Here is a 19,218-nt window from a genome sequence, read left to right as displayed (position 1 = left end):
CCCTCGGAGCGCTTCCAGTTATGGCGTAGTCGATTTCCGGATCTCGATGTCGCCATGCTCGGTGCGCAGCCGCACCGTGCCGCCACCGGTCCCCACTCGGCCGGAGGCGTGGTTGATGTCATGCACGTTCTCGATCTTGACCTCGGAGAAGTCCGACCGGATCTCGCCGTTGCGCGTCTCCGCATCCAGGCTGAAGGCGGCCTTCTCGGGCAGCGTGATCCTCACCTGTCCGTTGCGGTCGTTGATGTCGATGTTGCCCACTGGCGCTTTGACGTGGACCTCCACTTCGCCGTTGGAATCGTCGAGTGTGAGGTCGCCGGTGAGCGCGTCGAAGTGGACGTCTTTGGAGCGCGTGCGCAGCGTCACCGGCCCGTTCATCGAGCTGACGTGCAGGTCACCGGATTCCATCCGCATCTCGCCATCCAGCTTGGTTATCTCCAGGTCGGTGCGCGCGGAGTTGAAGCGCACCACGTTGGGCACGCGGCTCACGTTGATGGAGCCGTAGTAGTCGCCGCGCAGCTCGACCTGCCCGCCCACGTCGGCCACGGTGCAGTCGCTCACCGAGCCTTCGATGCTCACGTTGCCGGATACCTTGCGCGCCGTGATGTCGCCGTGGCGCAGGTGGACTTCCGCCTTGCCGTTCACCTCTTCCACCTGGGCGTCCCCGCGCGAGGTCTGCATCTTGACGTCGCCATCGCGCCCGATCACGCGCACGTCGCCGCGCATGGTCTGCAGGTCAGCTGCGGCCTTGCGCGGCACCTGCACCTCGATATTCACGCGTGCATAGTTCGCGTTCTCCACGCCCTGGGTGCCGGTGGAGCTGAGCAGCAGGATGGAGCCTTCATTGGAGAAGGTGGGGGTGCGCGCGCCGCGCATCCTCTGCGCATCGGAGTCCGAACGCGCCACGATCACGTAGTTGGTGACCACGTGGACCTGGTCGTCGTTCGACGGGGTGACCTTGATGTCGCCGCGGTCGTTCACCACGCGCAGCGATGCCCCCGCGGGGAAGGCGGCGCTGTTGCTGTCGGTGTAGGTGTATTTGTTGCCGAACAGGATGGGGAAGTCGCCATCCGGGAAGTTGCCCTGCAGCTCCGGTCCGAACTTTAAGATTCCGCTGGCGGCGAAGCCCACGATGGCCACGAAGATGAGCAGCACGACTCCGCCGCCGCCGATGCCGGGGGCGCGATAGCCTTCGCGCTGCGCCTGCCAGCCCTCGAACAGCTTGATGACCCCCCACAGGATCAGCAGCAGCGGCCAGTACCTGGCGAAGGCGTTGAACAGCGTGTAGCGGTCGAGGATGCCCATATTGCCGAGCAGGAAGAGCACGCCGAGGGAGATGAGCACGACCGGGCCCGCGAGAGAACGACGCCGCGGCCCGATCGGTGGCTGCGGCGGCAGCATCGCTGGCGGGGGTGGCGGCGTGATAGTGGGAGTGGCCATGGGTTCACCTTTTCTCGGAAGTGGTATCGGGGCCGGTGGCCGAGGGCGTCTCTGCCCGCGGGCCAGGGTCATTGCCGGCGGCGCGCTGCATCACCAGCGCCGCGCCGATGGCGATCAGGATGATCGGCCAGGTGCGATGGAAGCCGTAGGGAGTGAACCCATCCAGCAGGAAGAGCACGCCCACCGTGATCATTGCGACCGGTCCCACGATGCGATTGCGCATATACATCTGTTAGCTCCCCGCCGGCCGGTTGCGCATGAGCATGCGCAGGCCGATGACGATGAGGATCAGCGGCCACAGCTTGCCGATCCAGTGGAAGTGGAACCATCCTATGTTCTGCAGCAGGAACAGGAAGCCGATGCCGATGAGCACCATGGCGCCGAACGGCAGGCTGCGCGGCGTCTCGATGGGGCTCGCAGCCGGGGTCGTGCCCGGGGAGCTCTCGAGCGGGATACCGAGCGCGCGATAAATGCCGCCTGGGTCCGGGACCGGCAGTCCCAGCTGCTTGGCCTTCGCCGTGCGATACGCGTCGAAGATCTGGTAGAAGACGAAGAACGCGATCATGAGACCGAACAACGGCTCGGCGGGGCCGGAGTTGTCCACCGCGACGATCAGGAGCGCGAACGTCACCAGGTGAGCGAGCGCCTTGGCATACTGGCCGTTGTAGACCGCGCCGATACCGAACGGGATGGCGCCCAGGATGGCAGCCAGCGCCGGATTCGGCGCGCCCGGAACGGTCGCGCCTACATAGGGCGAGTCCGTCGGCGTGCCTGTGCCGGGAAGAGTCGCGGCAGCAGGAATGGCGTCGCCGAGCCGCGCGACGATGCAATCCTCACAATAGATCACGCCGCGGACGTCACGCTTGCACTCCTCGCACAGCGCCTTGCCACACGTGCGGCAGAAGGCGGTGGAGGGGGTTTGTGGATGGTTGACGCAGTTCATGCGGTTCTCCTGTCGTTACTGACACTAAAGTTGCCGACGTAAATGTCGCCAACACGAAACTCCGTCTTCGGGGCCGACGCCAACTGGATGGGCGAGCGCTCGGCGCTGTAGCGCTGGTTCTGCTGCTTTTCTTTATCGCTGGTGTTGTCACCAGGCTGGCGCTGCTTCTGTTGTTGTTGTTGCTGTTGCTGTTGCTGCGTGTCGTCCTGGGTGTTGGTCGCGTTGCGCAGGTCGCGCAGCGCCGACTGCACCTGGTACACGAAGCGCAGGTTCTCGTAATACTTCTGCGCGCGGCCGGTGGTCTCGTAGTAGCTCTTCACCATGCTGCTCCTCACCGCTGTGGGACGAAGATCCACGTAGCGCAGGTCACTCACCTTCACGCCCGCGACGTTGAGCATCAGCATCACGGAGAAGAAGGCCATCGCGAAAGACATGCCGAAGCGCGGTTGCAGCACCGCACCGAAGAACGGACCGAGCCCGGCCGATCTTCCGAACCAGCCACGGGCTTCCTGCTTGCTGCCCGCGCGCGGCGCCACCTCGCTGGTCACGTTCAATATCTTCTGCAACAGATATGCGGGCGGCTCCATGCCCGGGAGCGCGCGCAGCATGGCGCGCCCGTCCTCAGCCAAGGCGAGCGCCGGCGCGCACAGCTCGCACGCCGTGGCGTGGGCGCGGAAAAGCTCCAGGTCAAAGGGGCTGAGCGAGCCATCGATGGCCTCGGTAAGCAGCGCCTCGAACTCAGCGCACGTCATGCTGGAAGAATGTCCCGGATTGTGGCGTTCGTCAGCCATCACATCACCTGCCTATGGGTACGTTGTAAGAGCCTTGCAAGTTCCGTTCGTCCGCGATTGATACGGGATTTGACCGTGCCTTCGGGCACCTTCAAAACCTGGGCTATCTCGCGATAATCCATGTCCTGCAGGTCGCGCAGGATGACCGCCTCACGCAATTCTGGCGACAGCTTGCCCAGGGCCTGCTGCACCAGCTTCTGCGTCTGGCTGCTCTGGACGCGGGTTTCCGGGCCGGCCTTGGGGTCGGCGAGCTGCTCGGCGGGCGTGGGGCCGTCCTCATCGTGCGTGGGCGCGGCGTCGAGCGAATCGGTCACGCGGTCCTGGCGCGTCTTGCGGAAGTGGTCGACCAGCAGGTTGCGCGTCAGCGTGGTCACCCACGAGACGAACGCGCCGCGATCCACGTCGTAGCTAGCCAGCGAGCGATACATCTTGATGAAGACTTCCTGGGTAAGATCCTCGGCCTCGTCGGCCGAGCCCGTGAAGCGGTAGCAGAGGTTGTAGATGCGGCGCTGATATTGGCGGACGATCTCCTCCCAGGCGGCAGCATCGCCCGTGACGCAGCGACGGACTAGACCTGCTACGGCCTGGACGTCTTCCAACCAGTACTCCCCAGAAACCCATGTCGTACCGCTTCCCTAGACTGTGTTACGGAAACGGCGGCGTGGAAGTTCCCTGACTTTTCCCCTAACTGTAAGGAAAGAAAAGGCATTGTAGCGGAAACGGTGCAGAGAGAATAGCTGCACCGCAGCGCGCCGCACCATGATCACATTCCACCTGTAAGTCTCGAAAGATCAATGGCTTGGCGGACAACCGTTCGGCACACCCGGCTCCCTTCTGTCCGGAGCCGCCTCGGGCCAGGTACTTTCAAGTACACATACGACCGAAGCGGTTGAATCATTCGTTAACAGCCCCGTCTGCTTAGCAGCGGAATCCGATCCATGGAACGTGCAGGGGAGGAAGCGCTATTCGCTGGTGAAGTAGTCGATGGTGACGGGGTTCTCGAACAGCGAATAGTCGCGCGTGACCACCGTGATGCCCGAGTCGGTGACGAAATAGCGCTGGCGGTCGGCTTCCGGATCGAAGCCGATCACCGTGCCTTCGGGGATGTGCACGTCACGGTCGATGATGGCGCGCTTGATGCGGCAGTGGCGGCCGATGTTCACGTGCGAGAACACGATGGAATCGTCGACCTCCGAATAACTGTTCACGCGCACGTCGGGCGAGATCACGCTGCGCCGCACCACCCCGCCGGAGATGATGGATCCGTTAGAGACGATGGAATCGATGGCCGTGCCGGTGCGGTCGGGTTCATTGAACACGAACTTTGCCGGTGGATACTGCCGCTGGTAGGTGCGTATCGGCCACTCGTTATCGTAAAGATTGAATACCGGCGAGACCGCGACCACGTCCATGTTGGCCTCGTAATAGGCCTCGAGTGTCCCCACGTCGCGCCAGTACAGCGCTTCCTTCTTGTTCTCGTCTACGAAGTTGAAGCTGTAGACCTTGTACTCGTCCACCATCTTGGGCAGGATGTCGTGCCCGAAATCGTGCGACGAGCTGGGATCCTCGGCGTCCTTGAGCAGCACCGGGATGAGCACGTCGGTGTTGAACAGGTAGACGCCCATCGAGGCGGAGACCATGCGCGGGTTATACGGCGAACGCAGATCGGTCTGCTGCGGCTTCTCCTGGAAGCCGACCACGCGCGAGCTGCGATCGATCTCTACCACGCCAAAGCGATAGGTCTCCTCCGGCTCGATCAGGATGCTGGCCAGGGTGCAATCCGCGCCCGATTCGAGATGCTGGCGCAGCATGCGCTCGTAGTTCATCTTGTAGATGTGGTCGCCGCTCAGGATGAGCACGCGCTTGGGCTGCTCGGAGCCGATGGAATAGATGTTCTGGTAGACGGCGTCGGCGGTGCCCAGGTACCAGTTCTCGCTCACCCGCTTCATCGGCGGCAGGATCTCGACGAACTCGCCCAGATCGCGCGCCACGATGTTCCAGCCCTCGCGGATGTGCCGGTTGAGTGACAGCGCCTTGTATTGCGTGAGGATGTAAACGTGCCGCAGGTCGCTGTTGATGCAGTTCGAGAGCGTGACGTCGATGATGCGGTAGATGCCGCCGAACGTCACCGCCGGCTTGGCGCGGTCGCGCGTGAGTGGATACAGGCGCTCTCCGGCGCCTCCCGCCAGCAGGACTGCTAAGGTGTCTTTCATTCTTCCAGGGCTCAGCAACGCCGTCGTTGCGCTCCGGCTGCTGCGCCCTTACGTTCGGCCCGCGCTATACGGCGCGTGCCGTCCGCTCACCCGCAGTCGCCTGAACACAGGAACGTTTACAGACAGATGCCGCGTGGCCTATCCGAGTTTTCGAGGATAGCACAGGGAAAAACGCGCGTGGTTGGCAGCGCTGGTACGCGCGCGGCGGGAACTAGAAAAGCCGTCCCGCTGGGGACGGCTTTCGGTCTTCCGTGCCGGTCATTCCACGCTGATCTACTCCACGCTGATGCGCAGCGACTTCAGGAACTTCATGTCCTGGGCATTGATCTTGAACTGCGCGTCCGACTCGGGGCTGCGGCGCGTCGTCGCGGTGACGGGCTCGCCCAAGGGCTCCTCCTCATCGCGCTTGCTGAATCCGATGGTGGCCTCGAGCACCAGGAACACATCGTGACCGTGCGCCTTGATCTTGGCGATGGCTTCGCCCATCTGCTCCGATCCGGAGAGGCTCTAGTTGATGGCGTCGCCCAGCTGCTTCATCAGTTGTTTGAGTCGGTCGTCCAACTGTTCTCCCCGGCGCTGGCCGCGATAGGCTGATCCAGTGCCGCGATTTACGGGGCATAGGGCCCAGATTTCCTTCGCGCCTGATCTGCTCACCCGACGTTCTGCGCTTAAGGATTGGATGCTGCTCCCCAGCCGCGAGTTTCGCCGGGTTGCGAAGTACCTTCTGGAGCTACTCTGGATTTCGTTCCTGGATGGTGGCCCGCGCAAAATGTGGGTGCCCCACACCAGCCGCTTTTGCTGGTGCGGGAGGAAGGGTCAGGTGTTCGACGACGGACACCCGCTGCTACTATCCCCAGCATGGATGCCGCTACATTCCTCACCGCGCTCTGGCACGGCATCCAGGCCTTTTTCCGCGCCATCTGGGGCGCGCTCACACAGCTCTTCCACCAGGTCGCCGGCGTCTTCTTCTTCGTCTTCTTCGCGCTCGGCGTCACTGCGCTGGTCCGCGAGTGGAACAAATGGTCGCCGGGGAAGCTGGCCGTCACGGCGGCGTTCACCGCGGTCTTCGCGTGGTTCACGGTGAGCAGCTTCTGGCGGGCGCGGAGGAATTGATCCATTGCCTCATTAGTTCATTTGTTCATTGGATCCAATGAAGCAATGAGTCAATGAACAAATGATTCAATCTCGCTACACTAGACCTTCCGCATGAGCGAGAAACCGAAGACGAGATCCGAGCCCCAAACCTCCTCGCACATCGAGGTGAAGCCGCTCTACACCCCGGCGGAGCTCCATGGCTCGGACTACGACTGGGACTACGACCGCGAGGTCGGATATCCGGGCGAAGCGCCATTCACACGCGGCGTGCAGCCGACCATGTACCGCGGACGGCTCTGGACCATGCGCCAATACGCCGGCATGGGTGACGCCGAAGAATCCAATCGCCGCTACAAGTACCTGCTCGCGCATGGGACGACCGGGCTTTCCGTCGCCTTCGACCTGCCCACACAGATCGGCATGGACTCCGACGCGGCGCTCGCCGCCGGCGAGGTCGGCAAGGTCGGCGTGGCCATCGATTCCATCGCAGACATGGAGCGCCTCTTCGCCGGCATCCCGCTCGAAAAGATCTCGACCTCGATGACCATCAATGCGACCGCGTCCATCCTGCTCGCCCTCTACATTGCCGTCGCGAAGCGGTCGCGGGCGGATGTTCGCAAGATATCCGGCACGGTGCAGAACGACGTGCTCAAGGAATACATCGCGCGCGGGACGTACATCTATCCCATCCCGCAGGCGATGCGCATCGTCACCGACATCTTTGCTTACACCACCGAGCACGTGCCCGAGTGGAACTCGATCTCCATCTCGGGCTACCACATGCGCGAGGCGGGTTCGACCGCGGTGCAGGAGGTCGCATTCACGCTCGCCAACGGGATGACCTACGTCGAGGCCGCCATCGCTGCCGGGCTCGACGTCGACAAGTTCGCGGGACGGCTTTCGTTTTTTTTCAACGCGCACAACAATTTCCTCGAAGAGGTCGCAAAGTTCCGCGCCGCGCGGCGGATGTGGGCGCGCATCATGCGTGACCACTTCGGGGCTAAAGCCCCGCGCTCCTGGATGCTGCGCTTCCACACCCAGACGGCCGGCTCGACATTGACCGCGCAGCAGCCGGAGAACAACATCGTTCGGACCGCGCTCCAGGCGCTCGCGGCGGTGCTCGGCGGCACGCAGTCTTTACATACGAATTCATACGATGAGGCCCTCGCCCTACCCACTGAAGACGCCGCGCGTGTGGCGCTCAGGACGCAGCAGATCATCGCTTACGAATCGGGCGCGCCGCAGACGGTCGACCCGGTCGCCGGCTCTTACTACATCGAGGCGCTGACCAATGAAGTGGAGAAGCGCGCGCAGGCCTATCTCGACAAGATCGCCGGCATGGGCGGCATGCTCAAGGCCATCGACCGCGGCTATGTGCAGCAGGAGATACAGAACGCCGCCTACGACTACCAGCAGGCGGTCGACCGTGCCGAGGCCGTCGTTGTGGGGGTCAACCGCTTCGAGGTCGAGGAAGAGACGTCTGTTCCGACCTTCCGGCACGATCCCGACCTCGAGCGCAAGCAAGTCGAGCGCCTGCACGCGCTGCGCGCGCGCCGCGACAAGCAAGCCTGGGAATCCGCCCTGAAGTCGGTAGAAGACGCCGCTCGCTCGGGCGACAATCTTATGCCGCACATCATCCACGCGGTCGAGGGCTACGCGACCGTCGGCGAGATCTCAGACGCGATGCGGCGGGTGTTCGGGGAGTACAAAGAGACCGTGGTGATTTAGCCGCAGGACGAAGGATATGCCAGCGTGAAGAGACTCCTACCAATCGTTGCGGCTGTAATCGGATGCGGGGTGGCGTTCTTTTGGCTTTACGTCTCGGCGGCCGTAATGTCCGGCTTCCGAATGGCGTCGTACTGGGAGATTGTGATGGCTGTCACCTGCCCCTCAATCTACCTGATGGGTATTCATTGGGTAGTCGTTGTTATGGGCAACGGAATCCTCTACGGCGGGTTGACCTGGCTCGGCGTTCACTGGTTCTCGAAGGCAAGGAATGCGAAGGTCGCGCACTAGCCGTCGCCTGCGCCGTTCCTATACAATCGAAAGTTTCCTGACCGAACTCTGCACCATCCAGCGCTCCCAAACCCATGAAGATCCACGAGTATCAGGCGAAGAACATCCTGTCGAAGTATGGCGTGCCGGTGCCGCGCGGCGAAATGGCCGTCACCATCGAAGAGGCCGAGCGCGTGGCCAAAGACCTGTTCGGCGCGGGCGCGAAGGGCGTGGTCGTCAAAGCGCAGATCCATGCCGGCGGACGCGGCAAGGGCGGCGGAGTGAAAGTCGGGAAGACATTCGCCGAGGCGCTCGAGCACGCCAAGAAGATCCTGGGCATGAAGCTGGTCACGCACCAGACCGGCCCGGAAGGCAAGATCGTCCACCGGCTGCTGCTCGAAGAGACGCTCGACATCGACCGCGAGCTCTACCTCGGCATCGTGCTCGACCGCGCCGCGGCGAAGCCGGTTTTCATGGCGTCGAAGTCCGGTGGCATGGAGATCGAAGAGGTCGCGGCAAAAGATCCCAAGGCCATCCTGAAAGAGTGGGTCGAGCCGGGGATGGGCTTGCAGGCCTTCCAGGCCCGCAATCTCGCGTTTGCCCTCGGCATCGAGCCCGCGCAGACCAATTCCGCCGTACAGATCATGCAAGCGCTCTATCGCGCGTATGAAGCCACGGACTCGTCGCTACTCGAGATCAATCCCTTCGTCGTCACCAAAGACTCGCGCCTGCTCGCGCTCGACGCCAAGATGACCTTTGACGACAACGCGATGTTCCGTCACAAAGATTTGAAAGAGCTGCGCGACGTGAACGAGGAGGATCCGCTGGAAGTGGAAGCGTCGAAATACGGGCTCAACTACATCCGCTTGGACGGCAACATCGCGTGCATGGTCAACGGCGCTGGTCTGGCGATGGCGACCATGGACATCATCAAGTACGCGGGCGGCTCGCCGGCGAACTTCCTTGACGTAGGCGGCGGCGCGAACGCCGAGCAGATCACCAACGCGTTCAAGATCCTGCTGAGCGACAAACACGTGAAGGCGATCCTCATCAACATCTTTGGCGGCATCCTGCGGGTGGACACGCTCGCCACCGGCGTGGTCGAAGCGGCGAAGGCCACGAACATCACCATCCCGCTGGTGCTGCGCCTCGAAGGCACCAACGTGGAGCAGGGACGCGAGATCTTGCAGAAGAGTGGACTGAACTTCATCGTGGCGCAGACGATGAAGGACGCGGCGGAGAAAGTCGTCGCGGCAGCGGGGAAGTAGCGCACGCGAACGGTGTGCAGGAGGATGCAGTAACGACAGGTCCTTCGTCGCTACGCTCCTCAGGATGATCGGTGTAGAGGATTTGGATTGAATCGATGAGCATACTAGTCGACAAGAACACGAAGGTGATCGTGCAGGGCCTCACCGGCCGCGAAGGCACGTTCCACGCCAAGGCATGCCAGGAATACGGCACGCAGATCATGGGCGGCGTGACGCCGGGGAAGGGCGGGACGACGCACGAAGGCTGGCCCATCTTCAACACCGTGGCCGAAGCAACCTCGAAGACGGGCGCGAACGCTACGCTCATCTTCGTGCCGCCGCCGTTCGCCGCGGACGCCATCATGGAAGCCGCCGAGGCCGAGCTGCCGCTCATCGTCTGCATCACCGAGGGCATTCCGGCGCTCGACATGGTGCGCGCGTGGGAGTTCCTGCAAACCCGCAAGTCGCGGCTCATCGGCCCCAATTGCCCGGGCATTATCTCGCCAGGAAAAGCCAAGCTGGGCATCATGCCGGCGCGCATCCATAAAGAAGGCAACGTCGGCATCGTCTCGCGCTCCGGCACGCTCACGTACGAAGCCGTCTACCAGTTGACGCAGCGCGGCGTGGGACAGTCCACCGCCATCGGCATCGGCGGCGATCCCATCATCGGAACGAACTTCATCGACGCGCTCGGATTGTTCCAGGTGGATCCGGAGACCGAAGCCATCATCATGATCGGCGAGATCGGAGGGACCGCGGAAGAGCAAGCCGCCGAGTTCGTGAAGCAGCACGTCACCAAACCGGTCGTGTCGTTCATCGCCGGGCAGACGGCGCCTCCGGGACGCCGCATGGGACACGCGGGCGCCATCATCTCCGGCGGCAAAGGCACGGCGAAGGAAAAGATCGCCGCGCTCGAGGCGGCCGGGATCCGCGTGGCGGTATCGCCGGCCGATATCGGCGAGACGCTGGTCGCGGCCATGAAGAGTGCGGGCGCCAGGGCGTAAGGCGCGCGAGTCGCCCGCCGCCACAGGTTTCATAGCTGTCGTTTCATATTGACGTTTCATATTGAAGAAGGGAACCAACCGCACCCATGAAGACGTTGCAACGCACATTTGCCATCATCAAGCCAGACGCGGTCAGTCGCGACTTCCAGGGCGAGATCATCAGCCTGATCCTGAAGAACGATTTCAATATCATCGGGATGAAGATGCTCCAGATCACGCAGAAGCAGGCGGAGGGTTTTTACGCCGTACACGTGGGCAAGCCGTTCTTCGAGTCGCTGACGAAGTTCATGGCCTCGGGACCCATCATCGTTTTGGCGCTGGAGAAGGAAGGCGACGCCATCGGCGCGTGGCGCAAGCTGATGGGCGCAACCAATCCCGCGAACGCGGAAGCAGGGACGATCCGCAAGAAGTACGCAGAGAGCATCGAGCGCAACGCTGTCCATGGCTCCGACGCTGAGGACACTGCGCGCTTCGAGCTAAGCTATTTTTTTGCCGGTTGCGAGTTGGTCTGAAAGCGGTGGGGTTCACAGGCGCGGCATTCGCCGCGCCATTCCTATTGGCTCACGGGAGTGAACAGCGCGCGCTCGCGCTTCTCGATCAGCGGATCGAGTCCGTTGACGACGTACTCGCGAAAGTAGGGCGCGTTGCGGTGCGCTGCGAGCGCCGCCTCGTCCGTGTAGGTCTCGTAGAAAAAGAAACGGCGCGGGTCTTCGATGGATTGGTGTCCGACGTAAGTGATGCAGCCCGGCTCTTTGCGCGAGTGTTCCTCCATGGTGCGCATGAGCTCGCGGACGCGCGTTTCCGCGCCCGGCTTTACCGTGAACTGGACGAGCAGCACGATCATCACTTGGCCTTCGCGACCTTGCCGGAGGGCCGCGCGGCGCGCACCACGGCGAGGAAATCCTTCATGTAGATGGTCTGGTCGCGGTCCGGTCCGGTGGACACCATGCCGATGCGCGCGCCCGATTCCTTCTCCAGGAACTTCAGGTACTCGCGCGCCTTCTCCGGCAGCTTCTCGAATGTGGTCACGCCGGCGGTCGGTTTTTTCCATCCCGGCATGGTTTCGTATACCGGCTCGATCTTGTCGTAACCGGCGGCGTCGGCCGGGATCTCCGTGTACTTCTTCCCATTGACCTTGTAGCCAGTGCAAACGGGGATCTCGGGCAGGTCGTCGAGCACGTCAAGCTTGGTGACGACGAGCCAGTCGATGCCGTTGACAGCGCGCGCGTAGCGCAGCAGCGGCAGGTCGATCCAGCCGCAGCGCCGCGGACGTCCCGTGACCGCACCGTATTCTTTTCCCTTGGCGCGCAGCCGCTCGCCCATCTCGCCGTGGACCTCGGTGGGGAACGGTCCGCCGCCCACGCGGGTGCAATAGGCCTTGCTGATGCCGATGACGGTCTCGATCGCATTCGGCGCCACGCCGGTGCCGATGACCGCGCCGCCGGAGGTCGCGCTCGAAGAGGTGACGAACGGATAGGTGCCGTGATCGATATCGAGCATCGTCCCCTGCGCGCCTTCGAACATCACCGACTCGCCCGCAGCGATGGCTTTGTTGAGCAGCGCGGCGGTGTCGGCGACGAATGGGCGCAGCTTCTCGGCAGCGTCGGCGTACTCCGCATACATCTTGTCGGGATCGAGCGGCTCGGAGTTGAACAGCGCATGCGCGATCATGTTCTTCTCGGCGCAGGCGTTCTGGATGTGCGTGCGCAGCAGCGCCTTGTCGAGCAAATCGACGACGCGCAGGCCGCGGCGGCCCATCTTGTCTTCGTATGCCGGACCGATGCCGCGCGAGGTGGTGCCGATCTTCACCCGTCCGGGAGCATTCTCCGCGGCGAGCTCGATCATCCGGTGGTAGGGAAGGATGACGTGCGCGCGGTTAGAGACGAACAGGTTGCCATCGATCTTCACGCCCACGGCGCGCAGCGTGCCCACCTCTTTGAGGAAAGCGATAGGGTCGAGGACCACGCCGTTGCCGATCACGCCACGGCAGCCCGGGCGCAGCACGCCACATGGGACCAGCTGCAGCACGAACTTCTTGCCGCTGATGATGACGGTGTGGCCAGCGTTGTGTCCGCCGGCGTAGCGTGCGACCAGGGAATAGTTCTCGCTCAGGACGTCGACGATCTTGCCTTTGCCTTCGTCGCCCCACTGCGCGCCCACGATGACCGCGGTCTTGCCTTTTCTCATGCTCGTAAGGGGTAGTCCTGGGAATCGATTTGCGCACACTCCGTGCCCGCGCGGCGTTTCCAGTGTGCAGAACTTCAGGGTGCAAGACTTTAAGGGGGTCGGCGGACAGGCTTGTACAAGCAATGATAACACGCGCAACGTTTAGACTGGATGCCATGCCCGAACTGCCAGAGGTCGAAACCATCGCGCGCGGCGTGGCCCAGCGCATCCGCGGAGAACGCGTGGAAGCGGTGTGGCTCAGCGGCCGCAAGCAGACGCTGAAGTCCCCGCCGCGGACCATCGCGAAGACCCTCGAGGGTGCGAGGATCGACGACGTGCGGCGTGTCGGCAAACACATCGTCTTCGAGCTCAGCCGGGAAGAGGCTACGGCGACGCATCCCCAGTTCATCGTGCACCTGGGTATGACGGGCTCGCTGACGGTGGTCGCCGCCGATAAAGAGACCGCGAAGCACACCCACGCGGTGCTGAAGTTGAGCTCCGGACGCGAGCTGCGCTTTGTCGATCCGCGCATGTTCGGCAAACTGGCGATCGCTAAGGAACGCTTCCGCGCTCCGGGACGCGAACCGCTCGACGTGGGTGCCGAGGCCTTCGCGGCGCTCTTTAAGCGCACCAAGGCCCCGATCAAGAGCGCGCTGCTGAACCAGAAATTGCTGAGCGGCGTGGGGAACATCTACGCGGACGAATCGTTGTTCCGCGCGGGGGTGCGTCCGCGGCGTCGTGGGAGGTCACTCACGCATGCGGAACTGCACAAGCTTTACGCAGCGCTACGTGCGGTGTTGAACGAATCCATCCAGGCCGGCGGCACGACCTTCTCTGATTACGTGGACGCGGAAGGCGAGTGGGGCAATTACCAGTTCGACCTGCGCGTCTATGGGCGCGAAGGCGAGCCCTGCGTCCGCTGCAAGACGCCCGTCACGCGCATCGTGATCTCCGGTAGGAGCGCGCACTATTGCCCGAAATGCCAGAAGTGAAGCGCCCGCCCAGGGTGACATCCTCGAGGTCGGGCGCGTAGTCTAACTTCCGTTATGCCTTCATTCGCCATCGGCGTGGATCTTGGCGGAACGAACCTGCGCGTTGCCGCAGTGGACGACTCCGGCAAGCTGCTCGAAAAAGTCACCAGCGGCACCGAGGTCGGCAAGGGACGCGACCAGGTCATCCAAGACATGACGACCGTGATCCTCGAGCTGGCGATGAAGTTCCAGCACGCCGGCAAACTTGCGGGCATCGGCGTGGGCGTGCCCGGGATCATCGACATGCGCACCGGCATGCTGCGCGAGTCGCCCAACCTGCCGGGGTGGCACGATTATCCGGTGCGCGATGAGATCGAACGGCGGCTGAAAGCGCCCGTCATCCTGGAAAACGACGCCAACGCGGCCGCGCTCGGCGAATCCTGGCTGGGCGCGGCACGGGACTACGATTCCATGTGCATGCTCACGCTCGGCACCGGCGTGGGCGGCGGCATCGTGCTCAATGGCGAGGTCTGGCGCGGCATGACGGGCATGGCCGGCGAACTCGGACACATCAACGTTGACCCGGAGGGTCACGCGTGCGGATGCGGCAGCCGCGGTTGCATCGAGCAATATGCCTCAGCCACGGCGATCACGCGCATGGCGAAAGATGCGATCGCCGCCGGCAGCGCGGCAGCGTTACAACGCGTGGCTGACGGCAACGTGGAGTTCAGCGCGAAGAGCGTCTACCTGGCGGCGGTGCAAGGCGATGAGCCCGCGCGCCTCATCTTCCTCAAAGTGGGATGGGCGCTCGGCATCGTGATCGCCGATCTGGTGAACATCTTCAACGCACCGATGTACGTGATAGGCGGCGGCGTCTCCAGTTCGTGGGAAGCGTTCGCGCCCGCGATGTTCGAAGAGACCCGCAAGCGGTCGTTCGTCTACCGCGCGACCAACCCGGCGGAGAAACCCGCTATAGCCGGCGCCACCGGCGCCACGATTATCACGCGCGCGTTGCTGGGCAGCGACGCCGGTTTGTACGGCGCCGCACGGCTGCCGCTGACGGCAGGTCTTTCCGAAAGGAAGCGCACCGCGTAAAGCCGGCGGGCGAATCGCCCGCCTCCACACCATCAAAAATCTCCTAAACGGAAAAGGCCGGCAGGTTCGCCGGCCTTTTCCCATTCCAGAGGAACCGCTACTGCATCGTGCTGACGATCGAGACCGGTCCATTCACGGTGGACATGCGCACCACGGTCGTCTGGCCGCCGAGATGCACGGATTTATTGCTGTCGTCCCAATCTTTGTGCGCTCCCGAGCAAGCGTCGGTGGCGCAGTGGAACGGGCTGTGGCCGCGCGAGCTGACCTCGACCCCCGACTTATAGTTCGGCGGGATGCGCAGCTTGATGGGACCGTTCTGCGCGGAGGCGTCGAGCCCCGGACCCGACCACTCCGAGCCGTTGAGCTCGATATCGAGTGGGCCATTCTGCGTGCGGACGCGGATGTTGCCGCTCGACCGCGTCACGCTCACCGGTCCGTTGGTCGCCTCCGCCGTGATCTCGCCACTGCAGCGGTAGATGCTCACCGGCCCATTGACCGTGGTGGCGCTGATCGTGCCAAAGACGTCGCGCGCCGTGAGCGGGCCGTTGTGCGCGTCCATCGTAAGCTTGATGTTGCGCGGCACGTTGATGAGGAAGTGGACGACCGAGCGGCGGTCGTCAGTCGACTCTGGTCCGGTAACGCGGATCTGGTTGCCGCTGACCACGAGCTTCAGCTCGCTGAGCAGGCCCTTGGCTTCGCCCTCCTCATACGCGGCGACCGCCTTGCAGGCCTTCACCAGGACCTCGTTCTTGTCCCAGCCGCGGACGAGCACGCCGCCATTCTGCGGCGCACGTACATCGAGTCCTCCCGCGAATTCCGAAGGCTTGAGCGTGCGTGCTTCTTCGGCGGTGAAGGCGTCTCGGCCGTCAAACGTCACGTTGAAGTGGTCATCGCAGGCATCACCGGGAGCGGCCTCATCGTTGTTCGTCGAGATGTTGTTGCGGCCCCAGTCATTGTGGCGTGAGTGCTTGGTCTGGCCCTGGAGCGCCATGAATCCGGCGAAGGCCAGCGTCATGGCAATGGCGTAAAGAAGTCGCTTCATAGGAACCCCCTGCACGGTAGGTGAGACGGCAACGGAGCGTGTGGGTTAGCAAAGAAAAATGGACAATCGACCATGGACCATCGACGGTTGAAAGCCCAGGAAGAATGCTGGGTTGCCGGCCTGCACCCGCCAGTTTCCATCCTCTATCCGGGATGAGCTTTACCGGACGGAGGCGCGATCGCTGGCCTTGGCCAGGGCGGCGATGAAGCGCTCATTGTGCTCGGGCGCGCCGATGGTCACACGCAGGGCCGTCGGGATACCCCACGGCACCAGCGAGCGGACGATCACGCCCTCGGCCTGGATGCGCTTGGCGAGCGCGGCAGCGCCCGGGCCGGCGTCAAAATAGATGAAATTCGCCCACGTCGGCACCGGCTGGTAGCCCAGCTCCTTCAACTTAGCCATCAGGAACTCGGCGCCGCTCTCGTTATTCTCGAGTGTCTTGCGGATGTGGTCGGTGTCGTCGAGGGCCGCGAGCGCGGCCGCCTCCGCCACGGCGGAGACGGAGAACGCGGTCCGCAGCCGTTCCAGGTACGCGAGGATCTCGGGCGGACCGAAGCCATAGCCTACGCGCACTCCGGCAAGGCCGTGCGCTTTCGAGAAGGTGCGCAGCACGATGACGGGGCGTCCTTCGCGCACGTAGTCGAGCGAATGCGAGTAGTCCACGTTTCGCTGCCGGGCGAAGTGGTTGGCGAAATCGGCATACGCCTCGTCGAGCACCACGAAGACGCTCGCCGGGACGCGCGCCAGGAAACGGTCGGTCCCGGCGGCGTCGAAGAGCGTGCCGGTCGGATTATTCGGATTGGCGAGATAAATGACGCGCGTGTCTTCGTTGACGGCGTCGGCGATGGCGTCAAGATCGTAGCCGTCGCCATCCATCGCGACCTCGATCAGCTCGGCGCCCGCGGCCCGCGTGGCGATCAGATACACGATGAACGAACGCGCGCTGGTCACCGCGTTCAGGCTGGGCGCAAGCAGCGTGCGGGCGATCAGGTCGAGCAGCACGGTGGAGCCGTCCGTCACCAGCACTTGGTCGGGCTCGAGCTGGTTGCGCTCCGCCAAGCGGTGGCGCAGCTCGGTGGCGTCGTTGTCAGGATAGAAGTTGGTCGTGGCGGCCGCAGCCCGCATCGCTTCGAGCGCTTGCGGCGATGGCCCGAACGGGTTCTCGTTCGAGGCCATCTTGATGCAGCGCACGCCCGATTCGCGCTCCGCCTGCTTGATCGGCTTGCCCGGAGTGTACGCTCCGAGCTTGCGCAGGTGCTCGGGCACGAGATGCTTCCAGCTGTCGCTCGGCTTCATCCCTTATCCTCTATCTCCGGAAGGCGGGCGTGTTCTACCACGGCCACCGAAGCCGCCGCCTCTGCCCCCGAATGATGGACGTTTCGGGCCGCCGCTAGACTTCGCCCCGAATCGTTTGGGACCACCGAACGGCCTCTTCGCGCCAAATCCCTTCGGACCGCCAAAGGGTTTTCCCGCTGCGCCATCGCGGCGTGGCCCGCCAAAAGGCTTCGCCCCAAACCGCTTTGGGCCGCCTTCGCCGCGTGGTCCGCCAAAAGCCTTCGCGCCAAACCGCTTTGGGCCGCCCTCGCCCCGCGGTCCACCGAAAGCCTTCGCGCCAAACCGCTTTGGGCCGCCCTCGCCCCGCGGTCCACCGAAAGACTTCGCGCCAAAACGCTTTGGGCCGCCTTCGCCACGGGGTCCACCGAAAGGCTTCGCGTCAAACCGCTTTGCGCCGCCCTCGCCCCGGGGTCCACCGAAAGGCTTCGCGCCAAAACGCTTTGCGCCGCCCTCGCCCCGCGGTCCACCGAAAGGCTTCGCGCCAAACTGCTTTGCGCCGCCTTCGCCGCGTGGTCCACCGAAAGGCTTCGCGCCAAACCGCTTTGGGCCACCAAGAGATTTTCCCGCCGTGCCTTCGCGTCGGGGTCCACCGAAAGGCTTCGCGCCAAAACGCTTTGCGCCGCCAAAGCGTTTATCTCCGGATGGTGGTCTTGCACTGCTGGGACGCGGCTCGAATGGCGTCTCGACGCCGTCGGCGCCGAAACGCCGCACGCCGCCTGGCCGGCCTTCGCGCTCAACATGGTCGGCGCGGATCGGCTTGTCGAAGCGCCGCGGACGGTCACCATCCTTGCGGAAGGGCTTTCCGCCATGAAACGGACGGCCCGGCCGGTCGCCGCGCGCGAACGCAGGACGCCCGCCCACCGGGCCGCTACCTGACGGGCCACCGCCCGCCGCCCTGCCGCCAACGCGGCCGGCGCCCGCGCGGAATCTGAAGTTCTTTGATTTCTCAAAACCAGATCTCCCAAACCGCTTTGCCGGCGGCAATCCGGCTGCGGACGGCACCGGAGCGCCGCGTTCCGCGGATTGTCTACGAGCGCCGCCTTGCTCGCGCGCCGCGGTTGCCGGCTCGGAGACATAGCTCTTCAGCTTCTCCACCTCGTGTGGGCGCAGCGGCCGTGATTCACCGGGCGGCACATCGAGCTCGAACGGGCCGTAGCGGACGCGCTTGATCTTCTCCACGTGATGTCCGATGGCCTCGAACATCCGGCGGATCTGCCGGTTGCGCCCCTCGATGAGCGTGACCTCGTACCATGGGTTGTCGCCCTCACGCACCTCGCGGATCTTAGCCGGCGCGGTGCGCACGCGGTGCAGCTTGCCGGGGACGGGATCGCCTTCGCCACCGATCATCACGCCCTCGCGCAATTTCTCGATCTCTGCCAGCGTCGGATTGCCCGCCACCTTCACCAGGTAGGTCTTCGGCACGTGGGTGGACGCGTGCGTGAGTTTCGCCGTGAGGTCGCCGTCGTTGGTGAGCAGCAGCAAGCCTTCGGTGTTCCAGTCGAGACGCCCGACAGGGAAGAGCCGCGCCTTCGAGCGCACCAGCTCCATCACCGTGGGACGTCCCTCGGGATCGCTGACCGTGGTGACGTATCCCTTGGGCTTGTGCAGCAGCAGGTAGACGTTGCGTTCCGGCAGGTGTACGGCCTTGCCGTCTACCTTGATGTGGTCGTTCTCAATATCGGCTTTGGCGCCGAGGGTTGACACGATGGCCCCGTTGACCGAGACGCGTCCCTGGGTGATGAGTTCTTCGGCTTTACGCCGCGAGGCGATACCGGCGGCGGCGATGATCTTCTGGAGACGTTCGGCGGGCATATGGAATCTTCGATGCTAAATGAATATGCGGGAAAATGCTTGCAGCGACCGTCGCGGCGGTCGCAATGA

The 19,218-nt window shown here is 63.7% G+C and carries 20 protein-coding genes; 8 read left to right on the top strand and 12 right to left on the bottom strand.

The genetic code is table 11. The features are described 5' to 3' along the window. Window positions 1-18: 18 nt before the first annotated feature. From M3P27_06815 to M3P27_06785, 7 genes are all read right to left on the bottom strand, one after another. Window positions 19-1,440: a DUF4097 family beta strand repeat-containing protein gene (locus M3P27_06815; GenBank protein MDP9268025.1), complete on the bottom strand. Its 1,422-nt coding sequence runs from the start codon at window positions 1,438-1,440 to the stop codon at window positions 19-21. 4 nt (window positions 1,441-1,444) lie between these two features. Beyond that, window positions 1,445-1,669, bottom strand: coding sequence for a DUF5668 domain-containing protein (locus M3P27_06810; GenBank protein MDP9268024.1), 225 nt, complete (start codon window positions 1,667-1,669; stop codon window positions 1,445-1,447). Window positions 1,670-1,672: 3 nt separating this feature from the next. Continuing rightward, the gene (locus tag M3P27_06805) at window positions 1,673-2,383 is read right to left on the bottom strand and encodes a B-box zinc finger protein (GenBank protein MDP9268023.1); all 711 of its coding nucleotides are present in this window, start codon (window positions 2,381-2,383) and stop codon (window positions 1,673-1,675) included. Continuing rightward, on the bottom strand, window positions 2,380-3,174 hold the full coding sequence (locus tag M3P27_06800) for a zf-HC2 domain-containing protein (GenBank protein ID MDP9268022.1): 795 nt from the start codon (window positions 3,172-3,174) through the stop codon (window positions 2,380-2,382). Before M3P27_06800 ends, M3P27_06805 begins: the two co-directional genes overlap by 4 nt. Next, complete coding sequence (locus M3P27_06795; GenBank protein ID MDP9268021.1) at window positions 3,174-3,773, bottom strand: sigma-70 family RNA polymerase sigma factor; 600 nt, start codon at window positions 3,771-3,773, stop codon at window positions 3,174-3,176. The genes M3P27_06800 and M3P27_06795 overlap by 1 nt, the downstream gene beginning before the upstream one ends. A gap of 363 nt (window positions 3,774-4,136) precedes the next feature. After that, window positions 4,137-5,387, bottom strand: a complete 1,251-nt coding sequence (gene glgC / locus M3P27_06790; protein ID MDP9268020.1) for a glucose-1-phosphate adenylyltransferase — start codon at window positions 5,385-5,387, stop codon at window positions 4,137-4,139. Window positions 5,388-5,660: 273 nt separating this feature from the next. After that, window positions 5,661-5,873, bottom strand: a complete 213-nt coding sequence (locus M3P27_06785; GenBank protein MDP9268019.1) for a hypothetical protein — start codon at window positions 5,871-5,873, stop codon at window positions 5,661-5,663. Window positions 5,874-6,245: 372 nt separating this feature from the next. On the opposite strand from M3P27_06785, the gene M3P27_06780 reads away from it, so the two are divergent. The 6 genes from M3P27_06780 to ndk all read left to right on the top strand — a co-directional run bounded on the left by M3P27_06780 (window position 6,246) and on the right by ndk (window position 11,240). Beyond that, window positions 6,246-6,500, top strand: a complete 255-nt coding sequence (locus M3P27_06780) for a hypothetical protein (GenBank protein MDP9268018.1) — start codon at window positions 6,246-6,248, stop codon at window positions 6,498-6,500. A 93-nt stretch (window positions 6,501-6,593) separates the two neighbouring features. After that, window positions 6,594-8,210 carry a methylmalonyl-CoA mutase family protein gene (locus M3P27_06775; GenBank protein ID MDP9268017.1) on the top strand — a complete coding sequence of 539 codons (1,617 nt, stop codon included), beginning with the start codon at window positions 6,594-6,596 and terminating at the stop codon, window positions 8,208-8,210. 24 nt (window positions 8,211-8,234) lie between these two features. Next, window positions 8,235-8,498 carry a hypothetical protein gene (locus M3P27_06770; protein MDP9268016.1) on the top strand — a complete coding sequence of 88 codons (264 nt, stop codon included), beginning with the start codon at window positions 8,235-8,237 and terminating at the stop codon, window positions 8,496-8,498. 74 nt (window positions 8,499-8,572) lie between these two features. Further along, window positions 8,573-9,745 (top strand): ADP-forming succinate--CoA ligase subunit beta, encoded by a 1,173-nt coding sequence (sucC, locus tag M3P27_06765; GenBank protein ID MDP9268015.1) that lies wholly within the window; start codon window positions 8,573-8,575, stop codon window positions 9,743-9,745. Window positions 9,746-9,840: 95 nt separating this feature from the next. Next, the gene (gene sucD / locus M3P27_06760; protein MDP9268014.1) at window positions 9,841-10,728 is read left to right on the top strand and encodes a succinate--CoA ligase subunit alpha; all 888 of its coding nucleotides are present in this window, start codon (window positions 9,841-9,843) and stop codon (window positions 10,726-10,728) included. A gap of 86 nt (window positions 10,729-10,814) precedes the next feature. Further along, window positions 10,815-11,240 carry a nucleoside-diphosphate kinase gene (gene ndk, locus M3P27_06755; GenBank protein ID MDP9268013.1) on the top strand — a complete coding sequence of 142 codons (426 nt, stop codon included), beginning with the start codon at window positions 10,815-10,817 and terminating at the stop codon, window positions 11,238-11,240. 41 nt (window positions 11,241-11,281) lie between these two features. On the opposite strand, the gene M3P27_06750 is transcribed toward ndk, so the two are convergent. Then, a complete protein-coding gene (locus M3P27_06750) occupies window positions 11,282-11,572 on the bottom strand; it encodes an antibiotic biosynthesis monooxygenase (GenBank protein MDP9268012.1) in 291 nt (96 codons plus the stop codon). After that, entirely contained in the window at window positions 11,572-12,915 is a 1,344-nt protein-coding gene (locus M3P27_06745) for an adenylosuccinate synthase (protein ID MDP9268011.1), read from the bottom strand. The genes M3P27_06750 and M3P27_06745 overlap by 1 nt, the downstream gene beginning before the upstream one ends. A 155-nt stretch (window positions 12,916-13,070) precedes the next feature. Here M3P27_06745 and mutM point away from each other — a divergent pair, with 155 nt between their 5' ends. After that, on the top strand, window positions 13,071-13,886 hold the full coding sequence (gene mutM, locus M3P27_06740) for a bifunctional DNA-formamidopyrimidine glycosylase/DNA-(apurinic or apyrimidinic site) lyase (GenBank protein MDP9268010.1): 816 nt from the start codon (window positions 13,071-13,073) through the stop codon (window positions 13,884-13,886). Between the two features lie 54 nt (window positions 13,887-13,940). Further along, complete coding sequence (locus M3P27_06735) at window positions 13,941-14,960, top strand: ROK family protein (GenBank protein ID MDP9268009.1); 1,020 nt, start codon at window positions 13,941-13,943, stop codon at window positions 14,958-14,960. Between the two features lie 97 nt (window positions 14,961-15,057). Here the strand turns inward: M3P27_06735 and M3P27_06730 are convergent, their stop codons facing one another. From M3P27_06730 to M3P27_06720, 3 genes are all read right to left on the bottom strand, one after another. After that, a complete protein-coding gene (locus tag M3P27_06730) occupies window positions 15,058-16,002 on the bottom strand; it encodes a hypothetical protein (protein MDP9268008.1) in 945 nt (314 codons plus the stop codon). Window positions 16,003-16,161: 159 nt separating this feature from the next. Continuing rightward, entirely contained in the window at window positions 16,162-17,298 is a 1,137-nt protein-coding gene (gene hisC / locus M3P27_06725) for a histidinol-phosphate transaminase (protein MDP9268007.1), read from the bottom strand. 3 nt (window positions 17,299-17,301) lie between these two features. After that, window positions 17,302-19,149, bottom strand: a complete 1,848-nt coding sequence (locus M3P27_06720) for a pseudouridine synthase (protein MDP9268006.1) — start codon at window positions 19,147-19,149, stop codon at window positions 17,302-17,304. Window positions 19,150-19,218 lie beyond the last annotated feature (69 nt).

The sequence above is a fragment of the Acidobacteriota bacterium genome, from assembly GCA_030774055.1.
In the GTDB taxonomy this organism is placed as follows: domain Bacteria; phylum Acidobacteriota; class Terriglobia; order Terriglobales; family Acidobacteriaceae; genus JACPNR01.
This window is presented reverse-complemented; position numbering and strand designations above follow the sequence as displayed.

Bases quoted from the DNA above. Each gene is read 5' to 3' on its own strand.
- M3P27_06735 (MDP9268009.1), top strand. From the start codon at position 13,941: ATGCCTTCATTCGCCATCGGCGTGGATCTTGGCGGAACGAACCTGCGC.
- glgC (MDP9268020.1), bottom strand. From the start codon at position 5,387: ATGAAAGACACCTTAGCAGTCCTGCTGGCGGGAGGCGCCGGAGAGCGC.
- M3P27_06750 (MDP9268012.1), bottom strand. From the start codon at position 11,572: ATGATCGTGCTGCTCGTCCAGTTCACGGTAAAGCCGGGCGCGGAAACG.
- M3P27_06780 (MDP9268018.1), top strand. From the start codon at position 6,246: ATGGATGCCGCTACATTCCTCACCGCGCTCTGGCACGGCATCCAGGCC.
- M3P27_06730 (MDP9268008.1), bottom strand. From the start codon at position 16,002: ATGAAGCGACTTCTTTACGCCATTGCCATGACGCTGGCCTTCGCCGGA.
- M3P27_06810 (MDP9268024.1), bottom strand. From the start codon at position 1,669: ATGTATATGCGCAATCGCATCGTGGGACCGGTCGCAATGATCACGGTG.
- M3P27_06800 (MDP9268022.1), bottom strand. From the start codon at position 3,174: ATGGCTGACGAACGCCACAATCCGGGACATTCTTCCAGCATGACGTGC.
- M3P27_06775 (MDP9268017.1), top strand. From the start codon at position 6,594: ATGAGCGAGAAACCGAAGACGAGATCCGAGCCCCAAACCTCCTCGCAC.
- hisC (MDP9268007.1), bottom strand. From the start codon at position 17,298: ATGAAGCCGAGCGACAGCTGGAAGCATCTCGTGCCCGAGCACCTGCGC.
- ndk (MDP9268013.1), top strand. From the start codon at position 10,815: ATGAAGACGTTGCAACGCACATTTGCCATCATCAAGCCAGACGCGGTC.
- M3P27_06815 (MDP9268025.1), bottom strand. From the start codon at position 1,440: ATGGCCACTCCCACTATCACGCCGCCACCCCCGCCAGCGATGCTGCCG.
- M3P27_06745 (MDP9268011.1), bottom strand. From the start codon at position 12,915: ATGAGAAAAGGCAAGACCGCGGTCATCGTGGGCGCGCAGTGGGGCGAC.
- mutM (MDP9268010.1), top strand. From the start codon at position 13,071: ATGCCCGAACTGCCAGAGGTCGAAACCATCGCGCGCGGCGTGGCCCAG.
- sucD (MDP9268014.1), top strand. From the start codon at position 9,841: ATGAGCATACTAGTCGACAAGAACACGAAGGTGATCGTGCAGGGCCTC.
- sucC (MDP9268015.1), top strand. From the start codon at position 8,573: ATGAAGATCCACGAGTATCAGGCGAAGAACATCCTGTCGAAGTATGGC.
- M3P27_06720 (MDP9268006.1), bottom strand. From the start codon at position 19,149: ATGCCCGCCGAACGTCTCCAGAAGATCATCGCCGCCGCCGGTATCGCC.
- M3P27_06805 (MDP9268023.1), bottom strand. From the start codon at position 2,383: ATGAACTGCGTCAACCATCCACAAACCCCCTCCACCGCCTTCTGCCGC.
- M3P27_06785 (MDP9268019.1), bottom strand. From the start codon at position 5,873: ATGGGCGAAGCCATCGCCAAGATCAAGGCGCACGGTCACGATGTGTTC.